The sequence below is a fragment of the Mycobacterium sp. TY814 genome, assembly GCF_030755175.1.
In the GTDB taxonomy this organism is placed as follows: domain Bacteria; phylum Actinomycetota; class Actinomycetes; order Mycobacteriales; family Mycobacteriaceae; genus Mycobacterium.
The window spans coordinates 161,139-184,111 of the sequence record NZ_JAUFRY010000002.1 but is presented as its reverse complement, the minus strand read 5'-3'; the positions used below and the strand labels follow the sequence as shown (position 1 = coordinate 184,111).

The 22,973-nt window shown below is 67.5% G+C and carries 14 protein-coding genes; 9 read left to right on the top strand and 5 right to left on the bottom strand.

Annotation, left to right across the window (positions count from 1 at the left end):
- Positions 1 to 7: 7 nt before the first annotated feature.
- From mycP to eccCa, 3 genes are read right to left on the bottom strand one after another with little or no spacing between them, the layout of a single operon-like run.
- On the bottom strand, positions 8 to 1,393 hold the full coding sequence (gene mycP, locus QXH22_RS14700) for a type VII secretion-associated serine protease mycosin (protein WP_306244961.1): 1,386 nt from the start codon (positions 1,391 to 1,393) through the stop codon (positions 8 to 10).
- A complete protein-coding gene (gene eccD / locus QXH22_RS14695; protein ID WP_306244962.1) occupies positions 1,393 to 2,877 on the bottom strand; it encodes a type VII secretion integral membrane protein EccD in 1,485 nt (494 codons plus the stop codon). Before eccD (QXH22_RS14695) ends, mycP begins: the two co-directional genes overlap by 1 nt.
- Positions 2,874 to 6,887, bottom strand: coding sequence for a type VII secretion protein EccCa (gene eccCa, locus QXH22_RS14690; protein WP_306244964.1), 4,014 nt, complete (start codon positions 6,885 to 6,887; stop codon positions 2,874 to 2,876). Before eccCa ends, eccD (QXH22_RS14695) begins: the two co-directional genes overlap by 4 nt.
- A gap of 120 nt (positions 6,888 to 7,007) precedes the next feature.
- Between eccCa and eccD (QXH22_RS14685) the strand changes: the two genes are divergently transcribed.
- On the top strand, positions 7,008 to 8,492 hold the full coding sequence (eccD, locus tag QXH22_RS14685) for a type VII secretion integral membrane protein EccD (RefSeq protein ID WP_306244965.1): 1,485 nt from the start codon (positions 7,008 to 7,010) through the stop codon (positions 8,490 to 8,492).
- Positions 8,493 to 8,498: 6 nt separating this feature from the next.
- Here the strand turns inward: eccD (QXH22_RS14685) and eccB are convergent, their stop codons facing one another.
- A complete protein-coding gene (eccB, locus tag QXH22_RS14680) occupies positions 8,499 to 10,007 on the bottom strand; it encodes a type VII secretion protein EccB (protein WP_306244966.1) in 1,509 nt (502 codons plus the stop codon).
- A 110-nt stretch (positions 10,008 to 10,117) separates the two neighbouring features.
- Between eccB and eccE the strand changes: the two genes are divergently transcribed.
- On the top strand, positions 10,118 to 11,857 hold the full coding sequence (eccE, locus tag QXH22_RS14675) for a type VII secretion protein EccE (RefSeq protein ID WP_306276113.1): 1,740 nt from the start codon (positions 10,118 to 10,120) through the stop codon (positions 11,855 to 11,857).
- Positions 11,858 to 11,877: 20 nt separating this feature from the next.
- The gene (locus QXH22_RS14670) at positions 11,878 to 12,654 is read left to right on the top strand and encodes a DUF5336 domain-containing protein (protein WP_306276112.1); all 777 of its coding nucleotides are present in this window, start codon (positions 11,878 to 11,880) and stop codon (positions 12,652 to 12,654) included.
- Here the strand turns inward: QXH22_RS14670 and QXH22_RS14665 are convergent.
- Positions 12,647 to 13,774: an FHA domain-containing protein gene (locus QXH22_RS14665; RefSeq protein WP_306244972.1), complete on the bottom strand. Its 1,128-nt coding sequence runs from the start codon at positions 13,772 to 13,774 to the stop codon at positions 12,647 to 12,649. The two genes, QXH22_RS14670 and QXH22_RS14665, sit on opposite strands and share 8 nt — an antisense overlap.
- A gap of 350 nt (positions 13,775 to 14,124) precedes the next feature.
- On the opposite strand from QXH22_RS14665, the gene QXH22_RS14660 reads away from it, so the two are divergent.
- The 6 genes from QXH22_RS14660 to QXH22_RS14635 all read left to right on the top strand — a co-directional run bounded on the left by QXH22_RS14660 (position 14,125) and on the right by QXH22_RS14635 (position 22,966).
- Positions 14,125 to 14,442, top strand: a complete 318-nt coding sequence (locus tag QXH22_RS14660) for a WhiB family transcriptional regulator (RefSeq protein WP_055577762.1) — start codon at positions 14,125 to 14,127, stop codon at positions 14,440 to 14,442.
- 72 nt (positions 14,443 to 14,514) lie between these two features.
- Positions 14,515 to 15,042, top strand: coding sequence for a YbaB/EbfC family nucleoid-associated protein (locus QXH22_RS14655; protein ID WP_306244973.1), 528 nt, complete (start codon positions 14,515 to 14,517; stop codon positions 15,040 to 15,042).
- Positions 15,043 to 15,096: 54 nt separating this feature from the next.
- Positions 15,097 to 15,390 carry a hypothetical protein gene (locus QXH22_RS14650; protein ID WP_306244975.1) on the top strand — a complete coding sequence of 98 codons (294 nt, stop codon included), beginning with the start codon at positions 15,097 to 15,099 and terminating at the stop codon, positions 15,388 to 15,390.
- Positions 15,391 to 15,483: 93 nt separating this feature from the next.
- On the top strand, positions 15,484 to 20,895 hold the full coding sequence (locus QXH22_RS14645) for a toxin glutamine deamidase domain-containing protein (RefSeq protein WP_306276110.1): 5,412 nt from the start codon (positions 15,484 to 15,486) through the stop codon (positions 20,893 to 20,895).
- Positions 20,895 to 22,643, top strand: a complete 1,749-nt coding sequence (locus QXH22_RS14640; RefSeq protein WP_306244980.1) for an Imm61 family immunity protein — start codon at positions 20,895 to 20,897, stop codon at positions 22,641 to 22,643. Before QXH22_RS14645 ends, QXH22_RS14640 begins: the two co-directional genes overlap by 1 nt.
- On the top strand, positions 22,640 to 22,966 hold the full coding sequence (locus QXH22_RS14635; RefSeq protein WP_306244982.1) for a hypothetical protein: 327 nt from the start codon (positions 22,640 to 22,642) through the stop codon (positions 22,964 to 22,966). The genes QXH22_RS14640 and QXH22_RS14635 overlap by 4 nt, the downstream gene beginning before the upstream one ends.
- Positions 22,967 to 22,973: the final 7 nt, after the last annotated feature.

The window sequence follows — 22,973 nt, the reverse complement described above, 5'->3', positions numbered from 1 at the left end:
ATAATTATTAGCTCGCCGGGTCCGAATCCCGTCGTCGCCGGGCCACCGCGAACGCCCACGCCACTCCCGCCAGAGCCACGGCACCCGCGGTGACCGACAGCACGATGATGCGGGCCCGTTGACTGCTGGGGTCGCGGTGGGGCCGGCCGGCGATCGGCTTCGCGGCCTCCGGGTTAGGCATCTGGTTCGCGGCCGGCAGGCGGTACGTGAGCGCGGCGATCGGGTCGACGACGCCGTAGCCGGTGGCCTCGTTGGGGCCGGCACCTGGCGTGTGGGCGGTGCGCTTGACCAAGTCGATGACCTGACCGGCGTTCAATTCCGGGAATCGGGATCGGATCAAGGCCACCACGCCGGACACGAACGGAGCCGCGAAACTGGTGCCGTTGATCGGCGCCAATCCCTGCTGGCTCATCACGGCATTGATCAGTCCGGGACCGCCGGAGTCCAGCGAGATGATCCGTTCGCCCGGAGCCGCCACGCCCACCCAGGGCCCGTGCAGACTGAAATCGGCGGGTTCACCCGACGTCGTCAGCGCACCGACGGTCAACACGTAGTCGCTGAACCACGCCGGGCTGGCGATGGTGCGCACCGAATCCCATCCACTCTTGAGCGGCATGTTCGGATCGGGCATCGCATTCTGGACCTTGCACAGGCCCTGATTGTTGAAGTTGCCCGCCGCGGCCACCACCACCACGTTGCGTTCGTAGGCGTAGCGCACCGCGCGCCCGAGTTGGGCGTCGTCCAGACCGCCGCCGACCGGGCTGCAGGCCACCTCGGACAGGTTGATGACGGTGGCGCCCAGGCTGACCGCGCGGGTGATGGCATACGCCAGCGTCACGGTGTTCCCATAACCGGGCGACGTGGCGTTCGGGTCATTGGCCTGGCCGGACCCGCCTTCTTTGACGCCGTACACGGTGCTGTTCTGCCGGATCGAGAGGATCGTCGCCTCGGGTGCCACCCCGGCGAAGCCGTCGGCCGGGCTGGGTGCAGCGGCGATCAGCCCCGCCACCAAGGTTCCGTGGGCGTCACAGTCCTGCAGACCGTCGGTGTTGGACACATAGTCGCCGCCGCCCTCCAGCAGCGGCAGCCGCGGGTGCCGATTGACGCCGGTGTCGATCACCGCCACCTTCTGCCCCGCGCCGCGGGAGAAGCGCCAGGCAGCGGTGTAGTTGAGCATGGCTTCGGCGCTGGTCTGCAGACTGAAGTCGGTTTGCGGCAGTACCCCGGTCGGGACTCCACAGATCGCTTTGAGGTCGGTCGGCTCGGGGGGACCCAGCGGCCCGTTGGGCGGCGGTCCGGGTTCGACGACCGGTGGTTGGATCGCCGACGCCGGCGCGGGATCCAGCAGCGCCGTCAGCATGACCGCGGCCAGCACTGCGCCGACCCGCCTCATCAGAGGCCTAGGCGCTGGTAGACACCCACCACCCAGAGCGCCAACGGGATCAGCGAACCGACCGCCAGGTACTCCGCATAGGACAGCAGCGTGGCCACTCGGTGCGGCACGCCTCCACTCGGCATCATCAGGCCGGCGCACGCGGCACCCACCGCCACGGCGAGCAGCACGCCCAGCGACACCAACGGCATGGGCATGGGCCCGTTCTGCGCCGCGACACAGGTGACCACCAGAATCACCACGGCAGGCGTCGCCACCGACGCACGTTCGAACCAGCTGTCGAATGTCCGGCTCCGCAACGCCAGCACCGCGGCAACCGACAGCGCCAGGGTAAACACCGACCAGTCCGCGACACTGCCGCTACGGAGCAGCAGAGTCACGTGAACCACTGCGGCGGCAGCCAACCCGGTCAGCAGCCCGGCGCGAATGACGGCGGCCGATTTCGCACGGTTCCATACGGTTTCCGCGGTCGGCATCGCCGCACCCGAGTCGTCGTCGCGCTTGGCCGTCAAGGCCGACTGATCGAATGGGTTCTCGAAATCCCAGTCCTCGCGGTTGGTTTCGACAGTGACCGTAGGGGTCTTGAATCGCCCCAGCCGCGACGTCAACCGCCGCACCACCAGACATCCGAGTGTCGCCGCCACTGCGGCGGTCACCGACACGATGTCGGCTCGTGCGTGCAGGGCCCGAGCCACCAGCGCGATGCCCACCATCCCGAACGTCAGCGCGCTGGCCAGATACGCCCAGTGCCCGGTTCCGATCACCCGGTCGTACAGCACGCACAACGCCAGCACCGACCCGCAGGCGCCGGCCAGCCCGACGTAGCCCCCGAAACTGCCGTAGTGGCCCAGCAACGCGAAGGCAATTCCGGCCGTGATCGGGATCGCCGCCCACCCCAGCGCCGCGGCGACACTGTCCAGGCCGTAGAAACGGTGCGCCATCGTCGCCCCGCCGACCAACGCCAAGACGGCCGCTGCGGCCAGGGCGACGATCACGTAATGATTCGGCGCGCCGACCCCACCGATCAGGCAGTACACGATCGCCAACGCGGCGAGATGCACCCCGGCAAACGCCATCCAGCGCGCCGACACCGAATCCCAAGCGGCATAGGCGGATTTGTTCAAGCGGCCGACCGCGTCCACCACATCGTCGTAGAGGCTGGGCGGCGTCAGCGCCCGTCGCGGCGTAAGCCGCAGCAGCTCCCCGCTGACCACCCCGGCATCACGCAGCGTCTGCTCGGGTCGCAGCTCGGCAGCGCTGTGGAAACGGCTGAGCACCCAGAACGTCCGGCACTCATCCTTCGAGTCCTCTTCTGCGTCGCGGGAACTGATCAGGCGCGCCACTTCGGGGACGAAACCGGACACCGGAACATCAAGTGGCAGTGCGATATCCAGCTGCGTCCGACCTCCGAAAACCGACACGCGGATGTGATCGGGTGCGGCCGAGACCACCCGGATTCGCCTCAGTTCGCTGACGCCGGTCACAGGTCGACCATTCTGGAGAGCTGGATCACTCCGCTCTTGGCGGTGCGAGAGATCAACATTCCGCGACCGGGCGGCATTTCGCTGGCTTTGTAGCCGAACAGCGCCCCTTCGTCCTTGGTTCCGCTCATCACCAGAGCGTTACAGGACAGATCCTTGAGCCGGCCGACGAAGGGGTCCATCATCGCGCGTCCGGCTCCGCCGATCCGCCTGGCGACGACGATGCGCAGACCGATGTCACGCGCCTGCGGCAGGAATTCGACCAGCGGGCTCAACGGGCTGCTGATGGATCCCGTCGCCACGAGGTCGTAGTCGTCGACCATCACGAAGATGTCCGGACCCGACCACCACGATCGCTCCTTGAGTTGCTGCTGGGTGATGTCGCTGGGCGGGATCCGCTCCCGCAACGTCTCGGCCAGGGCGCCCATCAGTTCCGTGCAGGACTGGGACGCGGTGGCGTAGCCGCCCAGATAGTCGTTCGCGACGACGCCGAGCATCGAGCGGCGGTAGTCGACGAGCACGATCTTGCACTGCTCCGGGCTCGCGTTCTCCATCACGCCGGTGGCGATGTTGCGCAGCAGTCCGGTCTTGCCGCATTCCGCTTCCCCGAACACGACCAGATGCGGTTGCGCGTCGAAGTCGAGTACGACGGGCATCAATTCGGCCTCGTTGATGCCGATGGCGAAGCGGGCCTTGCCGAGCATTCGGGCCGATCCTGCCACCCGGACCACCGCCGCACGGTCCACCTTGTGCGGCAGCATCCGCACGCGCGGCGCCTGCCGTTTGCCGTAGTGCGCCCGCATCGCCTTGACCGCGGCCGACACTCCGTCGGGCAGATCCTCGACCCCCGAACTGGAGTCCAGGCGTGGCAGTGCGATCAGGATGTGCAGCCGTTCGTGACTCATCCCCCGGCCCGGCCGGCCGACCGGGATCAGCTCGTTGAACCTGCGGCCCACGTCGCTGTCGAGTGCATCACCCAGCTTCAGCTCGATGCGGGTGCCGAGCATGTCCTTGACGGCAGCACGCATCTCCATCCAGCGCGTCGCCGAGATCACCAGGTGGATGCCGTACGAAAGACCCTGGACAGCAAGCGAGTTGAGCGTCGGCTCCAGCATCTCGAAGTCGCTGCGGATCGATGCCCAGCCGTCGATCACCAGGAAGAGGTCACCGAACTTGTCCTGGCTCAACGGATCCCGTGCCGCCACCTCGGGCGGCAGCGTCGCCAGGTGCGCTTTGCGCTGGCGGAAGTCGCGCATCGACTCGATGCCCAAATCGCGGAACCGCACCTCGCGGGCACGCAACACCCCAGCCACTTCGGCCACGGTCCGCCGGATCCCGTCGGCGTCCATCCGGCCGGCGACCCCGCCCACGTGCGGCAAGTTGACCAGGCTCGTCAGCGTGCCGCCACCGAAATCCAGGCAGAAGAACTGCACCTGCTCGGGCGTGTGGGTGGCCGCGGCCGACATGATCAAGGTGCGCAACGCCGTCGACTTACCCGACTGCGGCCCACCGACCACCGCCACGTTGCCTTGGGCGCCGGACAGGTCGACCATCAACACGTCGCGACGCTGATCGTAGGGCCGGTCCACGACCCCCATCGGTAGCCACAGCCGTCCGTCGAGGTTCTCCGGGGCGGACCAGTTCGCATCGGGGAGGAGCTGATTCACCGCGGGGCTTTCGTCCAGCGGCGGCAGCCACACCTCGTGGGCCGGGCGGCCGTGGCCTCGCAGCCGCGATACCACGACGTCGAGCAGAGTCGTCCGCACCGGGGACGACGAGATGCTGGGTGCATCAGGCTCGACCACCGGGGCCGCCGGCACCGCATCCTTCTTGACCGGCGTCGCGGTGAACAGCTTGGGTGCCAGCGCGCCCAATTGCCTGCCGCGGCCGGACTGCGCCCGGCGTGGCCGGACGTACTCACCGGAGACGTAGCAGGTGTTGAACCGAACCGGTTCGGAGGCATCGCATTTCAGGAACGCCGACCCGGGGACGCTGGGCAGGTGGTAGGCGTCCGGCACGCCGAGGACGCTGCGCGACTCCCCGGCCGAGAAGGTCTTGAGCCCGATCCGGTAGGACAGGTGGGAATCCAGCCCGCGCAGCTTGCCTTCCTCGAGGCGCTGCGATGCGAGCAGCAGGTGGACGTGCAGGGACCGGCCCAGTCGGCCGATCATCACGAAAAGCTCGGCGAAATCCGGTTTCTGCGAGAGCAGTTCGGAGAACTCGTCGACGATTACGAACAGCGCCGGCAGCGGATCGAGCTCGGCGCCGTTGGCCCGGGCGCGCTCGTATTCGTTGACGTTGGGAAAGTTGCCGGCCGCCCGCAACAGCTCCTGGCGGCGGTTCAACTCACCGGCCAGTGCGTCGCGCATGCGGTCGACCAGGATCAGCTCGTCCTCCAGGTTGGTAATGATCGCCGCGATATGCGGCACCCCCTCCAATCCGAGAAACGTTGCGCCACCCTTGAAGTCGACCAGCACCATGTTCAGCACCTCAGGCGAGTGCGAGGTGACCATGGACAGGACCAGCGTGCGCAGAAATTCCGACTTCCCCGAACCGGTGGCGCCGATGCACAGGCCGTGCGGGCCCATGCCGGATTCCGCGGACTCCTTGATATCCAGTTCCAGCGGCTGGCCGTTGGGCGTGTAGCCGATCGGCACGCGTAACCGCTCACGGGGAGACCGCTTGCGCCAGACTTGCTCGGGAACGATCTCGGCGGCATCGGGGATCTTCAGCAGGGCCATCAGCCCCGGGTCGGTGGCCCGTGCGTCGGCCTCCAGGTTCACGATGTGCGCGGCACTGGCCAGCCGGTAGCGGCCGATGCGGCGGGCCGTCGCCTCGGCTTCGGCGACAGTGATCGTGTCGGGCGTGGCGAACCGTTCGACTCCGACCGCGGTGCGCGCACCGACGTCATCTCCTTCGACCACGAGTTGCAACCCGCGCCGGTTGGCGGGGGCGTCGGCGCCATTGAGGTCCAGCAGCGTGACACTGTCCAGGCCGGCGTCGGTGACCAGCCGCTCCGTTCCGGTGATGTAGCCGTCGTCGATCACCACCACGAGGTGCTTGAGGCCCTTGGTTGGCTCGGCGTTGCGGCTGAAGCGCCCCCGCTCCCCCAAATCCGTTGCCAGCGAGCGCTCCAGCAGCTCCAGACCGGGGAAAAGCAATCGCATCGAACCCATGCCGTCACGGGCGGTGGCGTGCTGGGCATGCGGCAACCACTTGACCCAGCTCCAGTTCTCGCCGTCCGGGTTCGCCGTCACCACCGCGACCTGCACGTGGTCGGGCCCGTGAAATGCGCACAGCTCCAAGATCATCGACCGCACCAACTGGCGCGCCAGCTTGCGGTCGCCCTCGAAGGTGATGGCCGGAAACGCGCGCAGGGACACCGCGGTCGGCAGCGCGTGCACCACTGAGTGCGTCTTGACGAAGCGGCGCAACGCGACCGTGGACACCGGCTCGAGATCCTCGGGCGGACCCGTCTCCGGCGCCAGCAGCCGGGTGGCCAGCCGGTGGGTGCCGATGCCTACCCGGACATGGCAGAAGTCGTTGTCGGTGGTGCGGCGTTCCCACATCCGGCGGGTGCCCACCACGTCGGACAGTGCGCGCGGATCGGGGTGGCTCCACTCCAGCGCCGCCCGCTGACCCGCGCCGGTCATATCGGCGTCGTCACGCAGATTGGCCAGGTAGCTGAAGTAGTCCTTGCGCTCCTCGTTGAGTTCGGCGGCGGCCTTCCCCGAGCGGCCACCACCACCGATGAACATGCCGGCCATCGACATGACCATCATCATCGGGAAGATCAGGAACATCGGGTTCTTCATCAGGTCCCGGCCCCCGACGGTCACCATCAGCGCGATCATCCCGATGACGGCGACGATCATCACGAAGGGCAACAGCCTCATCAAGAGGTTCCCGGGAATGACCCGCGGCACCTCCGGGGGCGGTTGCAGGTTCACCTCGCCGCCCGGCATCCGCGGCGGCGAAACCCGCAGGCGGCGCACGAAACCCTGCGTACTCAACGCCGCCTCACCCTGAAATCACCCCAAATTCCCCGAAACTCCAAAATTGGCTCAGATTTGGCCCTCGGCGCCTAGGTAATGTCACCAGCAAATGACACAACCCGCGGGAGGCCGACAGCGATGACTCTACCGCCGTCGCTGTCGGAATTAGACGCAGAATCCGAGGCCGAGCCCACGCTCAGTCGCGCCACCCTCGTGGTCGGCGATTTGCGGCTTGACGTCGGCTTACCGTCCAACACCAGCATCGCGGGCTTCATCGACGACGTCATCGACATCGCCAACGAGCAACTGGCTGCGCACCCCCGCGGTGAGGACCTCATGTTCGACACCACCGAGGGCAAATGGACGCTGGCCCGTCTCGGTGACGACCCGATCGACCCCGGCCGCTCATTGAGCGAGGCCAACGTCTACGACGGCGAGCTGCTGGTCATCCGGGAGCTGGATCAGCCGGCCCGCCCGATGCTGTTCGACGATGTCGAAGACGAGGCCGGCCCGCCGCAGAATCCCACCCTGAGCTGGCTGAACCGCGACGCTCGCCTGATCACCTGCTTCGGTGTCGGACTGGCAGCAACTCTCACCGCGGCTTTCCTGCTGCCACGCCACGCCGCCCGGTTCTACGTGCCGGCGACCGCGCTCGGTGTCGGCGTCCTGGCGGTGATCGTGGCGTGCGTGATCGCCCACCGTTCGGCAGGCGCCCGGCGCTCGGAGTGGACGGCCGCGGTGGCCACACCGCTGTTGTTCGGCGGCGCGCTGTACGTGGTTCCTGACGGCTTCGGCACCAAGTCACTACCCATGGCGTTCGGCCTGACGGGGCTCGCGTCGCTGCTGGTGTTGCTGATCACGGGCCGCGGACGCGCGCTGCACACCGCGGTGATCTCACTGGCCGTCATCGGCGGCGCAGCGGGTGTGGCCGACCTGCTGTGGGACCCGTCGCCGCGGGCCGTCGGCGCGGTGCTGGCGACGGTGTCGGTGATCGTCGTCTACCTGTCGCCCCGGGTGACCATCCTGCTGGCCAAGCTTCCGGTACCGCGGGTGCCGACGGCCGGTGAGCCGCTGGACGACATCGAGACGCAGGGCGGCACCACCGTCGAAGGCGTCAACGCCGTCGGCAAGCAGGTGATCCCGACTGAGGAAGGCATGATCGTGCGGGTCCGGCGGGCCAGCCAGTACCTGACCGGCATCCTGGCCGCGGCCGCGGTCACAGCGACCGCAGGCTGCTACCTGGCTCTCGACCTGAGCGACGGATTCTATTGGCAAGGAACGGTATTCGCGACCGCAGTGGCAACGGTGCTGTGCCTGCGCGGACGCAGCCACCACGATCTGGTGCAGTCCGCGACGCTGATCGCCGCCGGGATGACCATTGCGCTGCTGTGCATCCTCAAGACGGCGGCGGTCCTCGACGGCTGGGAGTTCTACGCCACCCTCGCGCTGGTGGCGCTGATGGTGTTGATGGTCGGCTGCGGTGTCATCGCGCCGCGGCTGGAGTTCTCACCGGTGATGCGCCGCCAGGTGGAGATCCTGGAATACCTCGCGATCGTGCTGGTATTCCCGCTGTGTTTCTGGATCGTGCGGCTCTACGCGGTGTTCCGCGAGCTGCGGTTGTAGAGCCCCTCAGGACTTCGGCGGTTCCACCTTCGAGCCGCGCGGGTCGGCGCCCATCCCGTCGTGGGCGACCAACGCCGCCTCCTGGGACAGATCGGGACCGGCCGGCAACAGGGACACCACCGGCCAGGGCGCCAACTGGGGAACGTCGGCGTCGACCCGGGGGTCGTGGACCCCGGTGACACCGAGCGCGGCCGCCGTCGGCAGGTCCTTGATGTGATAGCGCACCCCGGCGTCGGAGACGTAGAACAGTTGCCCCAGGGCGCGGCTGTCCGCCTCGGCACCGGTCGCCTGTACGTATTCGCCGGTGCCGGGCTTGACATATGCCGCGTCGACGCCGGGTCCGTTGCCGTCACCGGTGGCCAATCCGACGGGCTGGGCGTCGTCCGGAATGGGCAACCGATGACCGACCAGCAAGCCGACGGTCGCTCGCGCGGCGGAGTTCGCCCGCTCCCATGCCATGCACACCACCCGGTCGGGCTCGACGTTGACGATCTGCGGCGACACGCTCGGGTAGTGGTCGATTGCCAACGAATGCACGACGGGGACACGACTGAGCAGAGAAGGCGGAACTTCGCGCGCGCCCTGCGAGGCGGCCTCGCTGGGGTTGCTGTACCGGATGATGTCGGCGGCGGCCGATGACACCGGCTGCAGTCCGTCGGACAGCACGACGTAGAGCTGCTCACCGCGGGAATCCACTGTCTTGACGATCGAGCCCACCGGATATCCGGCGGGCAGCCCGGGAATCGCACTGCCGGCGCCCGGAATCGTCACCGGCCGGATGGGCGGCACCAGCGCGAAGGCGTTGAGCAGTGCGCCGGAGATGGGGCGGATCTGGGCGTTCTGCAGGTGCAAGGCGTTCACCACGACCGGGTCATTGGTGTCAATCATCGCCCGCACACCGTCGAAGATCAGATAAGCGGTGTCCCCGGAGCGGACCAGCAGCATCTGTGCCGGTGACGCCCTGCGGATGTCCTCGCCCAGCGTGAGATCCCCGGCGATCACCGTCGTCTGCACGCTGGCGACGCCGACGCTCTTGGCGACGTCCGGAGTCTGCACCGAGTCACACGCCGTCCACGCCGACGTGCCCATGTCCGCGCCACCGTGAATGCTGTTGGGAGCGCCGATGATTCCCACCATGGGCCCGCGCGCCAGCTGGTTGAGCCATTTGTCGCTGACCGACTTCGGGGCGTCGGGCTTCCCGGTGATCAGGCGCGCGGACGCGAGGTTGAGTACCGGATGCAAACGGTCACCGATGCGGACATAGAGGCCGCCGTTGGACGTACTGAGCAGGATCTGCGCGTTGCCGATGTTGGGCGAGGGCTTGAAGAAGGCCAGCACCCCGGCCGCGCCCGTGATCAGGACGGCGATCACCAGGCCGACCAACAGCGACCGGATCTGGCCGCGCATCGGGTCGTGGATCATCCGGGAATCCGCGCGAATCAGCGCATGTTCCAGCCGGCGGATCAAGAACCGATAGCCGTTGACCTGCGCGCGCGTAGTCACTTGCGCGGGCATACACACACCCCCATCAGCGTCGGGCAAGCACCGAGCCTCGGTAGCGTATAACAGCGTCAACCGGCAAATGCGCGCGAATTTTCCCCTGCCGCTCTGGATAAGATCCGACTGTGCCGCGTCGTCCCGCTCCCGGAGCGGCGTCGCCCCCGAGTCGGGGCGCGCCCCCGGAACACAACGAACTGCGGTCGACGACCGACATTGGCGCCGCGCGGCTGCTGCCCCTGCCTGACCTGCTGGTCCTGCAGCTGATTGTCGCCGCCGGGACGGTGACGGCACCGCTGCTCGGCTTCCCCGGTTGGCAGGGCAGCCTCGCCGGATTCGTACTGGCCCTGATCCTGGTGGTCCGGTTGCGGGGCACGACGCTGCCGCGCCTGATCGCGCTGCGAACCGGGTTCTGGTGGCAGCGCCGCAAGCGGTCCACGAAGACGGCGCCGGCCGAGCCCTTCGACGTGCCGATGGCCGATGGTGCCCTGATCGGGTTCCGTTGGGACGGAAGCACATTGATGTCGCTGCTGCAGATCGAAGAGAATCCGCAGGCGATGACGATCATGGAGCCGGGCATGACGGTATCCGGGGAGACGGTGCCGGTGCAGGCTCTGGTGGACTGCCTCCGGCAGTTCGACATCACCCTGGATTCGATCGACGTGATCAGCCAGGGCGCGCGGTCGCAGGGGCACAGCCAGGTGGCCGCGGTGTACGACGCGGTCCTGGGTCCGCTGCCGGCCATCGCGCAGCGCAACGTGTGGATCGCCGTCCGGCTCGACCCCTCCCGGTGCGCGGCCGCGGTGCGGCGGCGCGGCGGCGGCCGCGACGGCATCATCCGTGCCGCCACCACCGCCACCCGCCGGGTCGCCAACAGGCTCACCGAGGGCGGCCTGCGGACCCGCGTGCTGACCGCCGGCGAAATCGGTCAGGCCACCAACCAACTGACCGACGGCGTGGATCTGACCACCGTCGAGGAGACCTGGCGCACCTGCCGCGAAGGCCGGTTCCGGTTACGCAGCTTCGCGATCAAGCCGCGCATGCTCACCACGGCCGGCCTCGGCCTGCTGTGGACCATCCCCAGCTACTCGACCACCATGTCGCTGTCACTGCGCCGCGATGATCCGCGCGGGCCGATCCAGGTCCGGGGCCTGGCCCGGTTTGACACGCACGGCCGCGCCCGCATTCACCTGCGCGGCCTGACCCACCTACGCGGCCAGCAGTACTCCGCCCTGGCCGCCAGCCTGCCGGTCCCTCCGCCGCCCCGGCCGATCGAAAAGTGGTCGTATTCCAGCCTTTCGGCGACCAGCGCGGGTGCCCCGGACCGCGACTTCGCGCACCTGCACGTACCGGCTTCAGGCTGCGGGCAGGTAATCGGCGCTGACGATCACGGCCGCGCCGTGGCGCTGTCACTGTTCGGGCCGCAGATCCGGCGGGTGGAGATCGCCGGCACCCTGCACCTGGCGCAACAGGTGGTGCTACGGTCGCTCGCGCTGGGCGCACACGTGCTGGTGCACAGTCGGCGTCCGACGAAGTGGCGCACCATGGTTGACGAGGTGGACGACCACGATCTGTTGTGGGTGTCGGACTTCAACCGCGGGTCCATGCAGGCCGGCGCCGATCGCAACTACTCGGTGGAGATGTTCGACGGAGTCGCAGAGCAATCCGTGCGGGTGGGGGTGACCGCGATCGTGGTGGTCCCACCCCACACCCCGGTGACCGCCAACGCCGACGTCGCTCTGGAATCGCTCAGCACCGACACCGATACCGTCAAAGTGAGCACCCGTACCGGATCATCAGTGGTCACCATGGTCGCCACCGACGAAGAGATGCGCTACCTAAAAGCGTCGTTCGCCGCGGAAGACTGACCCTCTTTGAAGGAGTAAGCATGGCCTACCCCGGCAGCCAGGGTTATTACCCGGCCGAGCAGACCCACGATCACCACGGCTACCCCACGTGGTCGCCCGAGCCGCAGACCGGCGGCAAGGTCTCGCACCGCCAATTGTGCTGGGCCGTCGTGGTGTTGGCGTTATGTTCCTACCTGGTGAGTTTCGGGCCGATGCTCAACGGCTTCGGAATCGACTGGGACGTGCGGTTCGCCGTGCTGGCCGGCCTGCTCGCCGGGTTCGGTCTTCTGCCCCGCCAGACACCCACCGGCAAGGTCGTCGCCGTGCTGGCGGCCGCCGGATTCCTCGACGCACTGTCGCGTGTCGCGGTGCTCCCGGAGGGGGTTCAACCCGGGTGGGCCATGTGGGTGGTGTTGGTGCTCAACGGTTTACAGGCCGGTGCCGCCGTCGGAGCCCTGCTGACGCAGCCGAACGCAGCCGACGAACAGCAGGCCTGGTACGCGGCGTACGCCGAGCAATATGCGCAAGCCGCGGCGCAGTACTACGGCGAGTATGCGGACGGCGACGAGCCCGACGTCGCATACGAAAGCGGCACGGCACAGGCTCAGCAAGTGCACCAGGTATCGGGCCCGGAACCCAGGCGGGCCAGCGCGCCCCAGGGTGCGAGTTACGACGAATTCGTCGCGCATTCCCAGCCGACGCAGGAGTCCGCCCGACAGGCGGTCCCCCCGACGCCGAGCCTGCCCAACGTCGGGCACTCAGCGGCACCCGCCCAGCAGATTGCCGGCGAGCAGCCGGAGTACCGAACGTCTAACTGACCGAAAGCTGCCCAATCAGCGTCGTGATCGCGGCGGCGACGTCGCCGGGAATGGGGCGCTCGGCCTCGGCGTCGGCCAGAACATCAGTCGGCAGACCCGCCGCGGCGGCGGCCTCGTCGACGCTGAGTTCGGCACGGTGGCGAGCCTCGTACAACCGCTGCCCCAGGGTTGCGTTCGGCGACTGCGCCGCCTTGGCCATCACGTCGTTGTAGGTGCGGCGCACGGTGCTCAACGCCAGCACCACCGAGGGAGTGCCTTTCGCGTTGCGGGCCGCACTGGCCGCCACATTCTCAAGTTTGCGCAGGTCAGCGAGGATCTTGGTGACCTTCGGGGTGAACGCCGGGTCTGCCGGCTCGGGCAGCTCCGAGGTGGCCGTGCTGATGGTGTGCATCGCCAGTTCGACGGCCTCGGCCATCAGCGGCGCCCGAACGGTGTCGGTAAGCGCCTCGGTCGCCTCCTCGGTGGCGCCTGGCATTTCGGCCGGTGCCGTGGCGGGTCCCGGCAGGGGGATGACGGCAGATCCGCTGCGGATGCGGGCGATGGTGCCCGGGGACCACTGCAGCGCTTTCTCGAGCTTGGCCAGCGTGCCGCGCCGCGGCCAACTGCGTCCCTTTTCGAAGGCGATCAGCGTGCCGGCATTGATGATCTTGTCCTTGGCCAGGCCGCGCTGGGTGATCTCGAGCTCGTTTCGGCGCGCGGCCACGGCCTGTCCGGCACGCGCCACGCCGGGGTCGAGGTCGGCATCCCACCACTCGTCCTCGTCCGGCTCGGGCAGGTCGATCACGCCGGTGACGTCGTCGGCCTCCGGGGTCAACGTGACCGGGAAGCCCTCCGGATTGGCCAGGTGCAGGGTCGTCGCGCCGGAGACCAGCACCGAACTGCGCCGCACGCCGTCCACGAACATGCCGTTGGTGCTGGTGTCGATCGCCTGCCAACCCTCGCGGTGCGGTTCCAGACGCACGTGCCAGCGGGATATCCGGTCGTCGGAAAGCCGGACGGTGGCGGAGTTGTCCCGGCCGATGATGGCGATACCCGACCGCGGGTCCAGCGTATGGACCTCGTCGCCGAGCCGCACCACCAGCGCGGGTGGCCACTTGTACACCGCCTGGTCAGATGTCACTGCACTTCTCCCCCGGCTCGGACCCCGACGTCTCGGGCACGTCTCGTACAGCCTTCCTCCGGCACTACGTTTGTAGATGCTACATCTTTCCCGCTACGGGCTTACAGCCGACACGACCCGCTCGAAAATCCGTTGACCGGCTTCTATGTCGTTTTCGTCCGCGAAGCGTGCCCGCCAGGTCATAATCCGGACAAGACAAGTGCCACAGCTCTGTTGTAGTACATATGTCTAACAGAGGCAAGATTGACTTTAAGTCGTAGCTGCTACGTTTTAGATGTTGCGCTGATGCTAGATTTGTGGTTATGTCGTGGCATCGACGGCGCTTGCGCGCCCGAACTGGGAGGAAAGCGATGACTGCTGCGGCAATTCCGTTGTCCACACCGCTCAACGAGTACGTCCCGGCGTGCACCAGTGAGCCCGAGCGGTGGACGACCACTGAACCCGACGAGGATGCCAAGGCGCTCTGCCTGGCGTGCCCGCGACGGTGGCTGTGCGCCAGCGAGGCGTATCAAGTCACCGGCGTCGAGGGTTTGTGGGCGGGAGTCGTGATCCCCGAATCGGGGCGGGCGCGCGACTTTGCGCTGCGCCGGTTGCGGGCCCTGGCGGAACGCGGCGGCTATCACGTCCGCCCGCGCCGGCGCGGGCGCCCCCGCGGTTCGCGCAATTGACACCGGCAGAATTCGTGCGCTTTTGTCCGGCGGCGGCACCGTAAACTAACCGCACAGCCCACGCTGATTGTTATGGGGGAATTCGTGAGCGGTCTCGACGACCTGTTCCGGGGGGTCAAGCCCGACGGACTCGACGTCGAAAGCCTGCTGTCCAATCTGCAACAGTTCACCGGCGCGGCCGCACAATCCGCCCAGCGGATGGCGATCGAAACCGCCGACGGCTGGTCGAAGGACGACCTGGCGCACGTCTGGGTGAATGCGCAGGGTGTCGTCGTTCAGGTCGAGTTCGACGAGCGACTGTTCGGCGGGGCAACCAGCGCCGAGGCAGGTGCCGCCGTCGTGCAGGCCACGCAAGCGGCTGCGGCCGCGATGCGGGCCAGAACCGACGAATACCAGGCTGCACTCTGGCAGCAGGTGGCTCAGTTCGGGGTCCAGCCGATCAATCAGATCGACGAGTTCAAGGCGCTGCAACCGCAGGTGCCGCTGTCGGCGCCGGGCTCGCGGGAACGACGCGCGGTCGCCGACGAACTCCGTCGCCCACCCGGCGAGCGCGAGCCCGAAGCGCAGGACCGGTGGCCGGCCATTCGCGACACGGACTGATTCGGCAGAGCCGGGCGCCGAGCGGGTGAGGAGAGGCCAGGAGAGGCGAGAACGATGGCAGAACAATTCGAATACGACGAGGGCACAGCGCGAGCGGGAATCAAGAAGTTCGACGCACTGGCGAACGAAGTCGGCTCCCTGGTGGACGGTTTGCGCGCAGAACTCGCCGGGGACTCGCCCTGGTCGCAAGACAAAATCGGTTCGAGTTTCGCTGCAAAGTTCGACCCGGATCGGTCGACGGTGATCGGGCACGCCGACGATCTCAAGAAGGCGGTCGGAAGCGTCGCACCCGTACTCACCGAGACCGCCAATGCCATCCTCGCGCAGGACGGCGGCGTCGCCGGCTAGCCGCGCCGCGATTCGCCGGGACGTATTGCCGTGACACGCTGGCAGCCGCCGCCTCGAGTAAGGCTGACGCGACTGCAGGTGGACGCGTGATTCGTGGGTATTGAACTTCCCGGCTGGCTGCGATGGGTCGGCGACATGATCGGCGAGCCTTTTCCCGAGGGAGACGAGACCGCGTGCCGGCGGCAGCGTGATCGGTGGCGCCATTTCGCCGAGCAGTTGGAAGGTCTCAAAGACGAGCTGGATTCCGCGACCCAAACCACGCTGTCCGGATTCACTTCCGGCGAGATTCACAACAAGCTGGACGAACGACTCAGACCGTTCGCGTCGTCAGTCGACCAGATCGCCGGGCAGTTGCGCCAATTGGCGGATGCGGTCGACGGCGTGGCGACCGAGATCGAGTTCGCGAAGGAAATGTTCATCGCGAACCTCGTGGCACTGGCAGCCGCAGTCACGGCGTTGATCGCGACCGCGTGGATCAACTGGACGGCGCCGGCAGAGATCGCCGGGGCGGTGGCACTGGCCGAAGCTGCGATATCTCAGGTCATTCGCGCCGCCGTCTCGAAAGTGGCTTCCGAAGCCGTGGCACGGGTGATCGCCCAGGTTGCGCTGCGCGCGCTCGAGGGCGCGGCCGCAAACGCGCTCATGTCCGGAGCGCTCAACGCCGGCATTCAGGGCCAGCAGGCGCTGCAAGGCAACCGGCACGAGTTCGATTCCCGCTCGTTCTGGGACGACGTGGAATCCGGCGCGATCTCCGGGGCGGTGATGGGCCCGATCCTCAAGGGCGCGCACGATTTCGACGCAGGTTCGGCACTGGGCAACCGTGCCAAGAATTTCGGTGCTTCGTTCGTCGGCAACGCCGGTGGCGCCCTGGCGGCTCAACAGGCCATGACGGGGCATCTCAACCTCGGCGATGCCCTCGGCGCCGGTGCCGTTTTCGGCGCGGTCGACGGCGTGCGCAGTCCGGGTGGGCACGCCGGCGGCGGTCCGGAGACCACCGCCCTGGCAGGCGATCGGACCGGTTCGTTGACAGTGGAACCTCTTCCTGCCGAACAACATTCACAAACGCCACCGGTTGACGCCGGCCCGACCGTCGCCGGCCGCTCCCCCGGGGACGTCGCCACCCCGGCCGGCAATGTCGATGTGCCGCTGAACCTCGAGAGCCGCGGGCACGATGTCGCCACTATGGCACCCGTCGGCATTGCCGGGCCCGACACCGCCACCACACCCCATACCTCCGCGCCACCGACCGGTAGCCACCCCAGCGTCACCGACGCGGCGGGTTCGCCGCCGTCTGCCGCGTCACCTGTCGCGAACGCCCCGGCAGCCGCCCACACCGGCGCACCCCCGGCGAGTCATGCGTCGCCGTCGTCAGGCACTCCGCACGTCCCGTCTGCGCGAGCCGGCGTGGCGGACGCCGCCGCGTCTGCAGCGGGCGCCGACGCGATGCGGGCGTCCCCTGGCACCGAACCGTCGACACATCCGATGCGCGACGCCGAATCTGTTCCGCGAGAAGGCGTCCCACCGCGTGACCCGCCACCCCGAGATGTCCCGCCGCCCCGAGATGTCCCGCCGCCCCGAGATGTCCCGCCGTCCCGCGACCTGCTGACATCGCCACGCGATCCCGCGCCGCCGCCGCATGACGCCCCGCCGCCACGCGAGGTTCAACCCGCCCGCGACACCCGCCGCGACGGGATACCGCAGCGCGAGGACCAGCCCGCCCGCGACGGGCAGCCGTCACGAGACGCCGCACCCGCCCGCGACGCTCAGTCACCGCGAGACGCTCAACCGTCCCGCGACGGCACCGGACGCATCGACCGCCATCCCGAAACCGAACGGGCGGGCGCTACCGAAGCGACCGACCGCGCACGGCCGACCGGCCACGACGGCCGGCCCGGCAGGCACCCACACGCCGAACGCGCCGGCCACCCGGAAGCGTCGTCGACGCATCGCAAAGATACTGCCGGACATGATGATTCGCAACAGCCGTCGAATCCGGACACAGCGCACGACACCGACGCCGCACCGCTCGGCGTCATTTCCCCCGTGTCACCCGAACCGGCACACGGCGCGGAAAAGACCGGCGGCCAGCACGCTTCGCTTCGTGAACCCGCGGGCTCCCGGCGCGACCCCGACGATCCATCCGGTGCCGTGCACGCGCAGGACCACGGACCAACCGACGCCACCGGCTTCGACAACCCAGCGAACCACCGGATCTACGGACCGCACGAACTCCGCCCGGTCGAGGACCCTGCCCATCAGGCAGCGGTTCGCCAGGCTTGCGAAGACCCCGCCGGGGGATACACCACTTGGGCCGACCCCCGCACAAATCCGTACGGGAGCCTCGTCAACGACGGTGGACCGAGTGTCCCCGGGCGGAGAAACAACTGCACCGACTGCGCGCTGGCCGCATTGGCATCGTTCTACGGGCACCCGACCGTCTCCGCTCCACGATTCCTCGACAGGTTGCCCGGCGGCAGGATCGACTCCGCGAGCGGCGAGGCCAGCGGATTCTCACGAGCGAAGGCCTGGCTCGGCGAGGGCCTGCGCCCGGCAGACCTGAAACTCTCAGTGCCCGAGCGGTTCGACGCATTACACCAGCAGATCAAGCAGATGGGTCCGGGCGCTTCGGCGCTGGTGATCAACGAGTGGCACGCCATGGACGCCAACGGCAGGCCGATGTTCAACAGATACGGTGCACCGATAACCGACGGCGCTCATGCGACGGTCATCGTCTACCCGCGCGACGCCGCCGGACCCGTGTGGTGGGATCCGCAACGAAGCCTCACATCAGACCATCCGCCGTCATGGTTGGTCGACGATTCGGCTTCACTGTGGTTCACGCCCGTCACGCCGGATCACTTCGGGCCGATACCACCCCAGCAAGGAGCCCACCATGGTGGAACTGGACACCCAGCAGCAAGCACTGGCCTACCTGGCGCGGATCTTCCCCGGGAGCACTTTCCGGGTGGTCCCGTTCGAGATGGGCTGGGTGGGTTCGCCGATCCTGCCGCAGGAGAACCCCACCGGACCGGCAGTGGGTTCGACGAAACTCGTGATCGATTCGCAGACCGGAGTCGTCACGGAATATCCGAGTTGGTCGACCAACATGGTGGCCGAGGACTACCTGGAAGCCAGGCGCACCGGCCGCCCACCGACGGGGGGCCAGATCTATCCGTACCAGTGGAGGATCGCCATCCGGCGCCTGCGGGAGGACCCCGAGACCATCACGTATCAGATGACCGCGGTGTCTCTGAACGACCCGCCCGAACCCACCCGGGAACACCCGCTGACCATCAACAAACACACGCTCCTGAGCGAGCCCCCGGACACCCTGTCGAACGTGGCGACGTCGCACGCGGAGTGGATGAGCCGGCAGAATCACGGGGTCTGGCCCGCGGAGACCACGACGGAGTTCTGACCGACGGGTCGGTGCCGCCTGAACCCGCTGATGCGGCCGACGACATCGAAGCCGCCGATCGCGGGCGTTACGTTGCCTCGCACGCGGATACCGCGCACGCGGCGGAGATCGCGAATCAGGCTCTGTGGAACCGCATTCCGCCGGTCCACCCCAGCGAGATCCAGCATCACCCGACCGACAATGTGTTCGGCGATCAGCGAGCCAGGGACAACGCGACGTGGTGGCGCGAACTCAGTGGCGAGGAACAGCGCGCACTGGTCGACGCCTACCCTCGCGAAATCGGCAACGCCGAAGGGATTCCGGCGTGGGCCAGGACGGCCGCCAGCGAGCACGAACTCACTCGTCTGCAACACCGATTGCAGGCGCGCATAGAATCGGGCGAGCACCTCAGCCGCGGTGAGAAAGCAGAGCTCAAGCGCTACAACGAGATTCGCAGAGCACTTGACGAGGCGCGGGAGCAGGCCGCGCGCCTTGGCGGCGAGGTGCACATTCTGGCCTTCGACCCGCACGCTTTCCACGGTGACGGCCGGATGGTGGTCAGCGTCGGCCACGATCCCTATCGTGCGGAATCGGTGTCCTGGCATGTGCCGGGGCTCGGGAACGACATCGGCAAGCTTGCAGGGAACCTGAGAAACGCACTGAATCATCTGGATTCGATCCAGGCGGCGAAACCAGGCAGCAAGGCTTCCTCCATCGCGTGGATCGGTTACGACGCACCCAGCGGCCGGGCATCTTTCCGTGTCATGTTCCCGGGCCTGGCGCGAGAAGGCGGCGCCATCCTGCACAACGACATCTCGGCTTTCAACGCCGCGCGTGATGGCGGTGGTGGCAGCCACTTCGCCGACAACCACGTGTTCGGTCATTCCTACGGGTCGACCACCACGAGTCACGCAGGGCACGGCGGCCGGATGGCCGACGACGTCCGCACTGTCACACTGCTCGGTTCACCGGGCGCCGGACCGCTGCGCCACGCAAGCGCGTTCGGGATCGGCGACAATGTGTTCGTCGCGTCGTCCTCGCGTGACCCGGTGACAATGCTCGGCGGACGCACAGCCGGCTCCGCCGGACGATTCTTCGGTATTGGGCTCGGGATGGACCCGGCGATGCGCGGATTCGGGGCGCACCGCATCAACGCCGAGTTCCCGCGCCATATGGACGATCTGGTTGGCACCGCCGCCACCCACAGCGCGTACTACGCATTCGACCCGCGATCCGGTGCGCGCAGCGAGTCGCTCGCCAATTTCGGCCGTATCGCCGCGGGCGAGTCCGACCAGGTACACACCGAGGCGCACCGCTTCGTCGACGATCGACCCCGGGTGATACCGGGATGGCGCACCCACGAACCGGCCATGAGCCGTCCATTGGAGCATGACACCGGCGACCTCGACTCGTTGCGACGCCAATTCTGGGACCCTCATTGGCTGTCCGGTACCCCGGATCCCGTGCACTCGGCCGAACCGTCGGGTCCCGGGTGGCACCGCGTCGCGGACACCGACAACATCGATCCGCACTACGGTGAACCGCTGCCGCGGCACTGGGATTATCCGGGCAACCCCGTCGACCCGGGCCAAACGACCCCGGCCGTCGCGAGCCTGATCGCCGATCCCACCGCACCGTTTGGCCGCGACCAAGACGGAAATGCCTATACGCAAGCCGAATACGCGGAACGCTTCAACACGCTAGGCCCGAACGGGCAGGAGTGGAACAACTTCCCCGGCAACGACGGCGCCGTGCCGGGGACCAGAATCCGGTACACCGACATCGACCAGTTCTTCGCGGACTACGGCCGCCACTTCGATCGGATCGGCGGAGAAGACGGCAAGTACCTGGGGCTGGCGCCGAACGGTGAGCGGGCAAGTTGGGAAGAGCGGGCGTTGCACGTCAAATCCTTGCGCGATCCGTTGTTTGATTACACCTTGGAGTACCTGCCTCCCGGTTGGGAGATCGAGATATCGGAGATCGCCCCAGGACTCGGACAACCGGGCGGCGGACTGCAGGTCCTCATTTTCGACAGCAACGGCCGCGTCCAGAAGGTTCAGACCCTGACCAACCCCGCCGCCGGACTACTGAAGAGAGGCTGGCTGTGATGGGACACGACATCGAGATCTCCTCCACGTTGCAACGATGGGCGCGGTTGGCCGGTTACACGCTGACGCCGGGACCGGTCACCGACGACGGTCGCGCGATCTTCTACAACAGCGGCGGCGAGGTGCGCTACTTCGTCGGATTACGTTCGGACGGGTGGTTCACCGTCACGGAGTCCGATCGCATGAGCGCGGAGTACTTTGTCCTCGCCGCACGGACATTGGACGTCATCGAGAAGTACTTCTTCGGCGTGTTCGGATCGACATGGAGAGGTATCCGGGGTTTACCCGATGTGCGGTTACCGGCGTCCGCCGACGACATCGGTGACGGGTTCACGCTCGCCGACGTCGAATTCGACGGTCGACAGTGTCGCGGGTTGGTCGATCCCGCGGGCGGTGTGGTCGCCATCAGTTCTGGCGATGCCTTTTCGGGGACATGGGAACTGGCGCCGCTGTGGCTGTATCTGAAGGCCTCTGCCGACGAGATAATGCGGTCCTTCGAAGATCCGGCCGGACGGCCCCTGTTCGCCGAAGACGGCGAGCGGGGGTTCCTGGCAGGGGTTGCCCAGGCATTCGAAGACGCCGGAGGATCCTCTTTGGCAAGCGGATTCACCATCGTCGACGACGCGCCGGGTGACCCGGACGTGGCCCGCCGTGACGAACAGATTCGCGCTCAAGCCTCGACGATGCTGGATCCGGTCGCGCAGGAACTGGCCTACCTGGGCCCGCCGGGCTGGCAGCAATACCGTGCGGCATTCGCGCTGACCGTGCGTGCCGGTGTCGCCCAATTGGAGTTCACCACCCCCGATGGCGTCCAGCCCAGCCGGATACCAGAGCCGATCGTCGAAATGGTGCGTCGCCAAAGGGAATTCACTGCCCGGATGTCGGCGGGGCCATGGTGGCGGTTGATCATGACCGTCACCAGTCAGGGCCGAATGTCGGTGAGCTACGACTACGGTGACGAACCGTTCCCCGCGGACCAGTTGCAGCCCGCGCAGAACTACCGCGACGACATCGCCGCCTTCCCACGGCCCAGGTTGCCCGTATGGCTCGCGGGCTATCTCGCCGGGCCGACCGCGCAGGGACGTACACCGCAACAAGCGGCCGAGGCCGCTGCCGCCGATGAGACCGCCGGGCGAATCGCCACCAAGACCGACGACATCGAACCGTTGCAGGACACCTGGACACGGTGGGCGGTTTTGGCCGCTGTCCATGTCGGGGCGCGCTCTGCCTGGGGACCACGCATCTTCCCCGGCCTGGCCTGGTATGAGTCCGATGCGCGCAGCGGGTCGACGTTGTACGTACTGCCCGGAGACCGTGCGGTGCTTTCCGGTGGACGGTGGGATTCCCGACTGCTGGCCGATGCGTACGAGAACCGTCGACCACTGCCCGATCTTTATGCCGGGGCCCCGGCCTGGGTCAACGACTCGGTGTTGAACACCCGCAACCAGAACGGACTACTCAGCTTCTGCTACTGGCACTTCGACCGGCAGTGGTACCGCGGCGCCGCCGACACCTTCGACGAACTCGACGCCCCGCTGCCCCCGATATGGACCCCGCAAGAAACCGTCATGGCGATGCTCGATTTCACCGGCCCCGATACCCAGAACGCCTGTCACGAACTGTTGCATGCGGCGGCCGGGCACAGCGCCACCCGGCGGCACCTCGCCGCGGTGTTCTCCAATGTCGCCGACGCCGATCTCGATGCAGCATTCAACCAGCTCAGCCTCGCCGGACTCACCACTTCATGAGCCCCGGGCTGGACACCACCTTGACGGTCGTCGGGTTCGTCCTGCTGCTGCCTGGCGTGATCTTCGTCGTCGGCACCGCACCGACGTGGTTCATGTTCGGCGATTCAGCAGATCGGCGATCGCCGCGCACCCACCATAACCTGATCCTCGCGGCGATTGCCCTACCACCGGTCGTGGTCATCGGCCTGTACTTCGCTGCGATCGTATTGGCTTGTCAGGCTTCTGGATTGACGTTCTACTACCCGCTCGTTGCACTTGCGCTCGGCGCCGCGGCCTGGTTCGGCATCATCGGTGGCGTCGGGCAGTGGATCAAAAATCTCTAGCCGGGCG

Excerpts from the sequence above, each read along its gene's own strand:
- mycP (WP_306244961.1), bottom strand. The coding sequence starts at position 1,393 with ATGAGGCGGGTCGGCGCAGTGCTGGCCGCGGTCATGCTGACGGCGCTG.
- eccD (WP_306244965.1), top strand. The coding sequence starts at position 7,008 with ATGACTCTACCGCCGTCGCTGTCGGAATTAGACGCAGAATCCGAGGCC.
- eccB (WP_306244966.1), bottom strand. The coding sequence starts at position 10,007 with ATGCCCGCGCAAGTGACTACGCGCGCGCAGGTCAACGGCTATCGGTTC.
- QXH22_RS14670 (WP_306276112.1), top strand. The coding sequence starts at position 11,878 with ATGGCCTACCCCGGCAGCCAGGGTTATTACCCGGCCGAGCAGACCCAC.
- QXH22_RS14660 (WP_055577762.1), top strand. The coding sequence starts at position 14,125 with ATGACTGCTGCGGCAATTCCGTTGTCCACACCGCTCAACGAGTACGTC.
- QXH22_RS14655 (WP_306244973.1), top strand. The coding sequence starts at position 14,515 with ATGGGGGAATTCGTGAGCGGTCTCGACGACCTGTTCCGGGGGGTCAAG.
- QXH22_RS14650 (WP_306244975.1), top strand. The coding sequence starts at position 15,097 with ATGGCAGAACAATTCGAATACGACGAGGGCACAGCGCGAGCGGGAATC.
- QXH22_RS14640 (WP_306244980.1), top strand. The coding sequence starts at position 20,895 with ATGGGACACGACATCGAGATCTCCTCCACGTTGCAACGATGGGCGCGG.
- QXH22_RS14635 (WP_306244982.1), top strand. The coding sequence starts at position 22,640 with ATGAGCCCCGGGCTGGACACCACCTTGACGGTCGTCGGGTTCGTCCTG.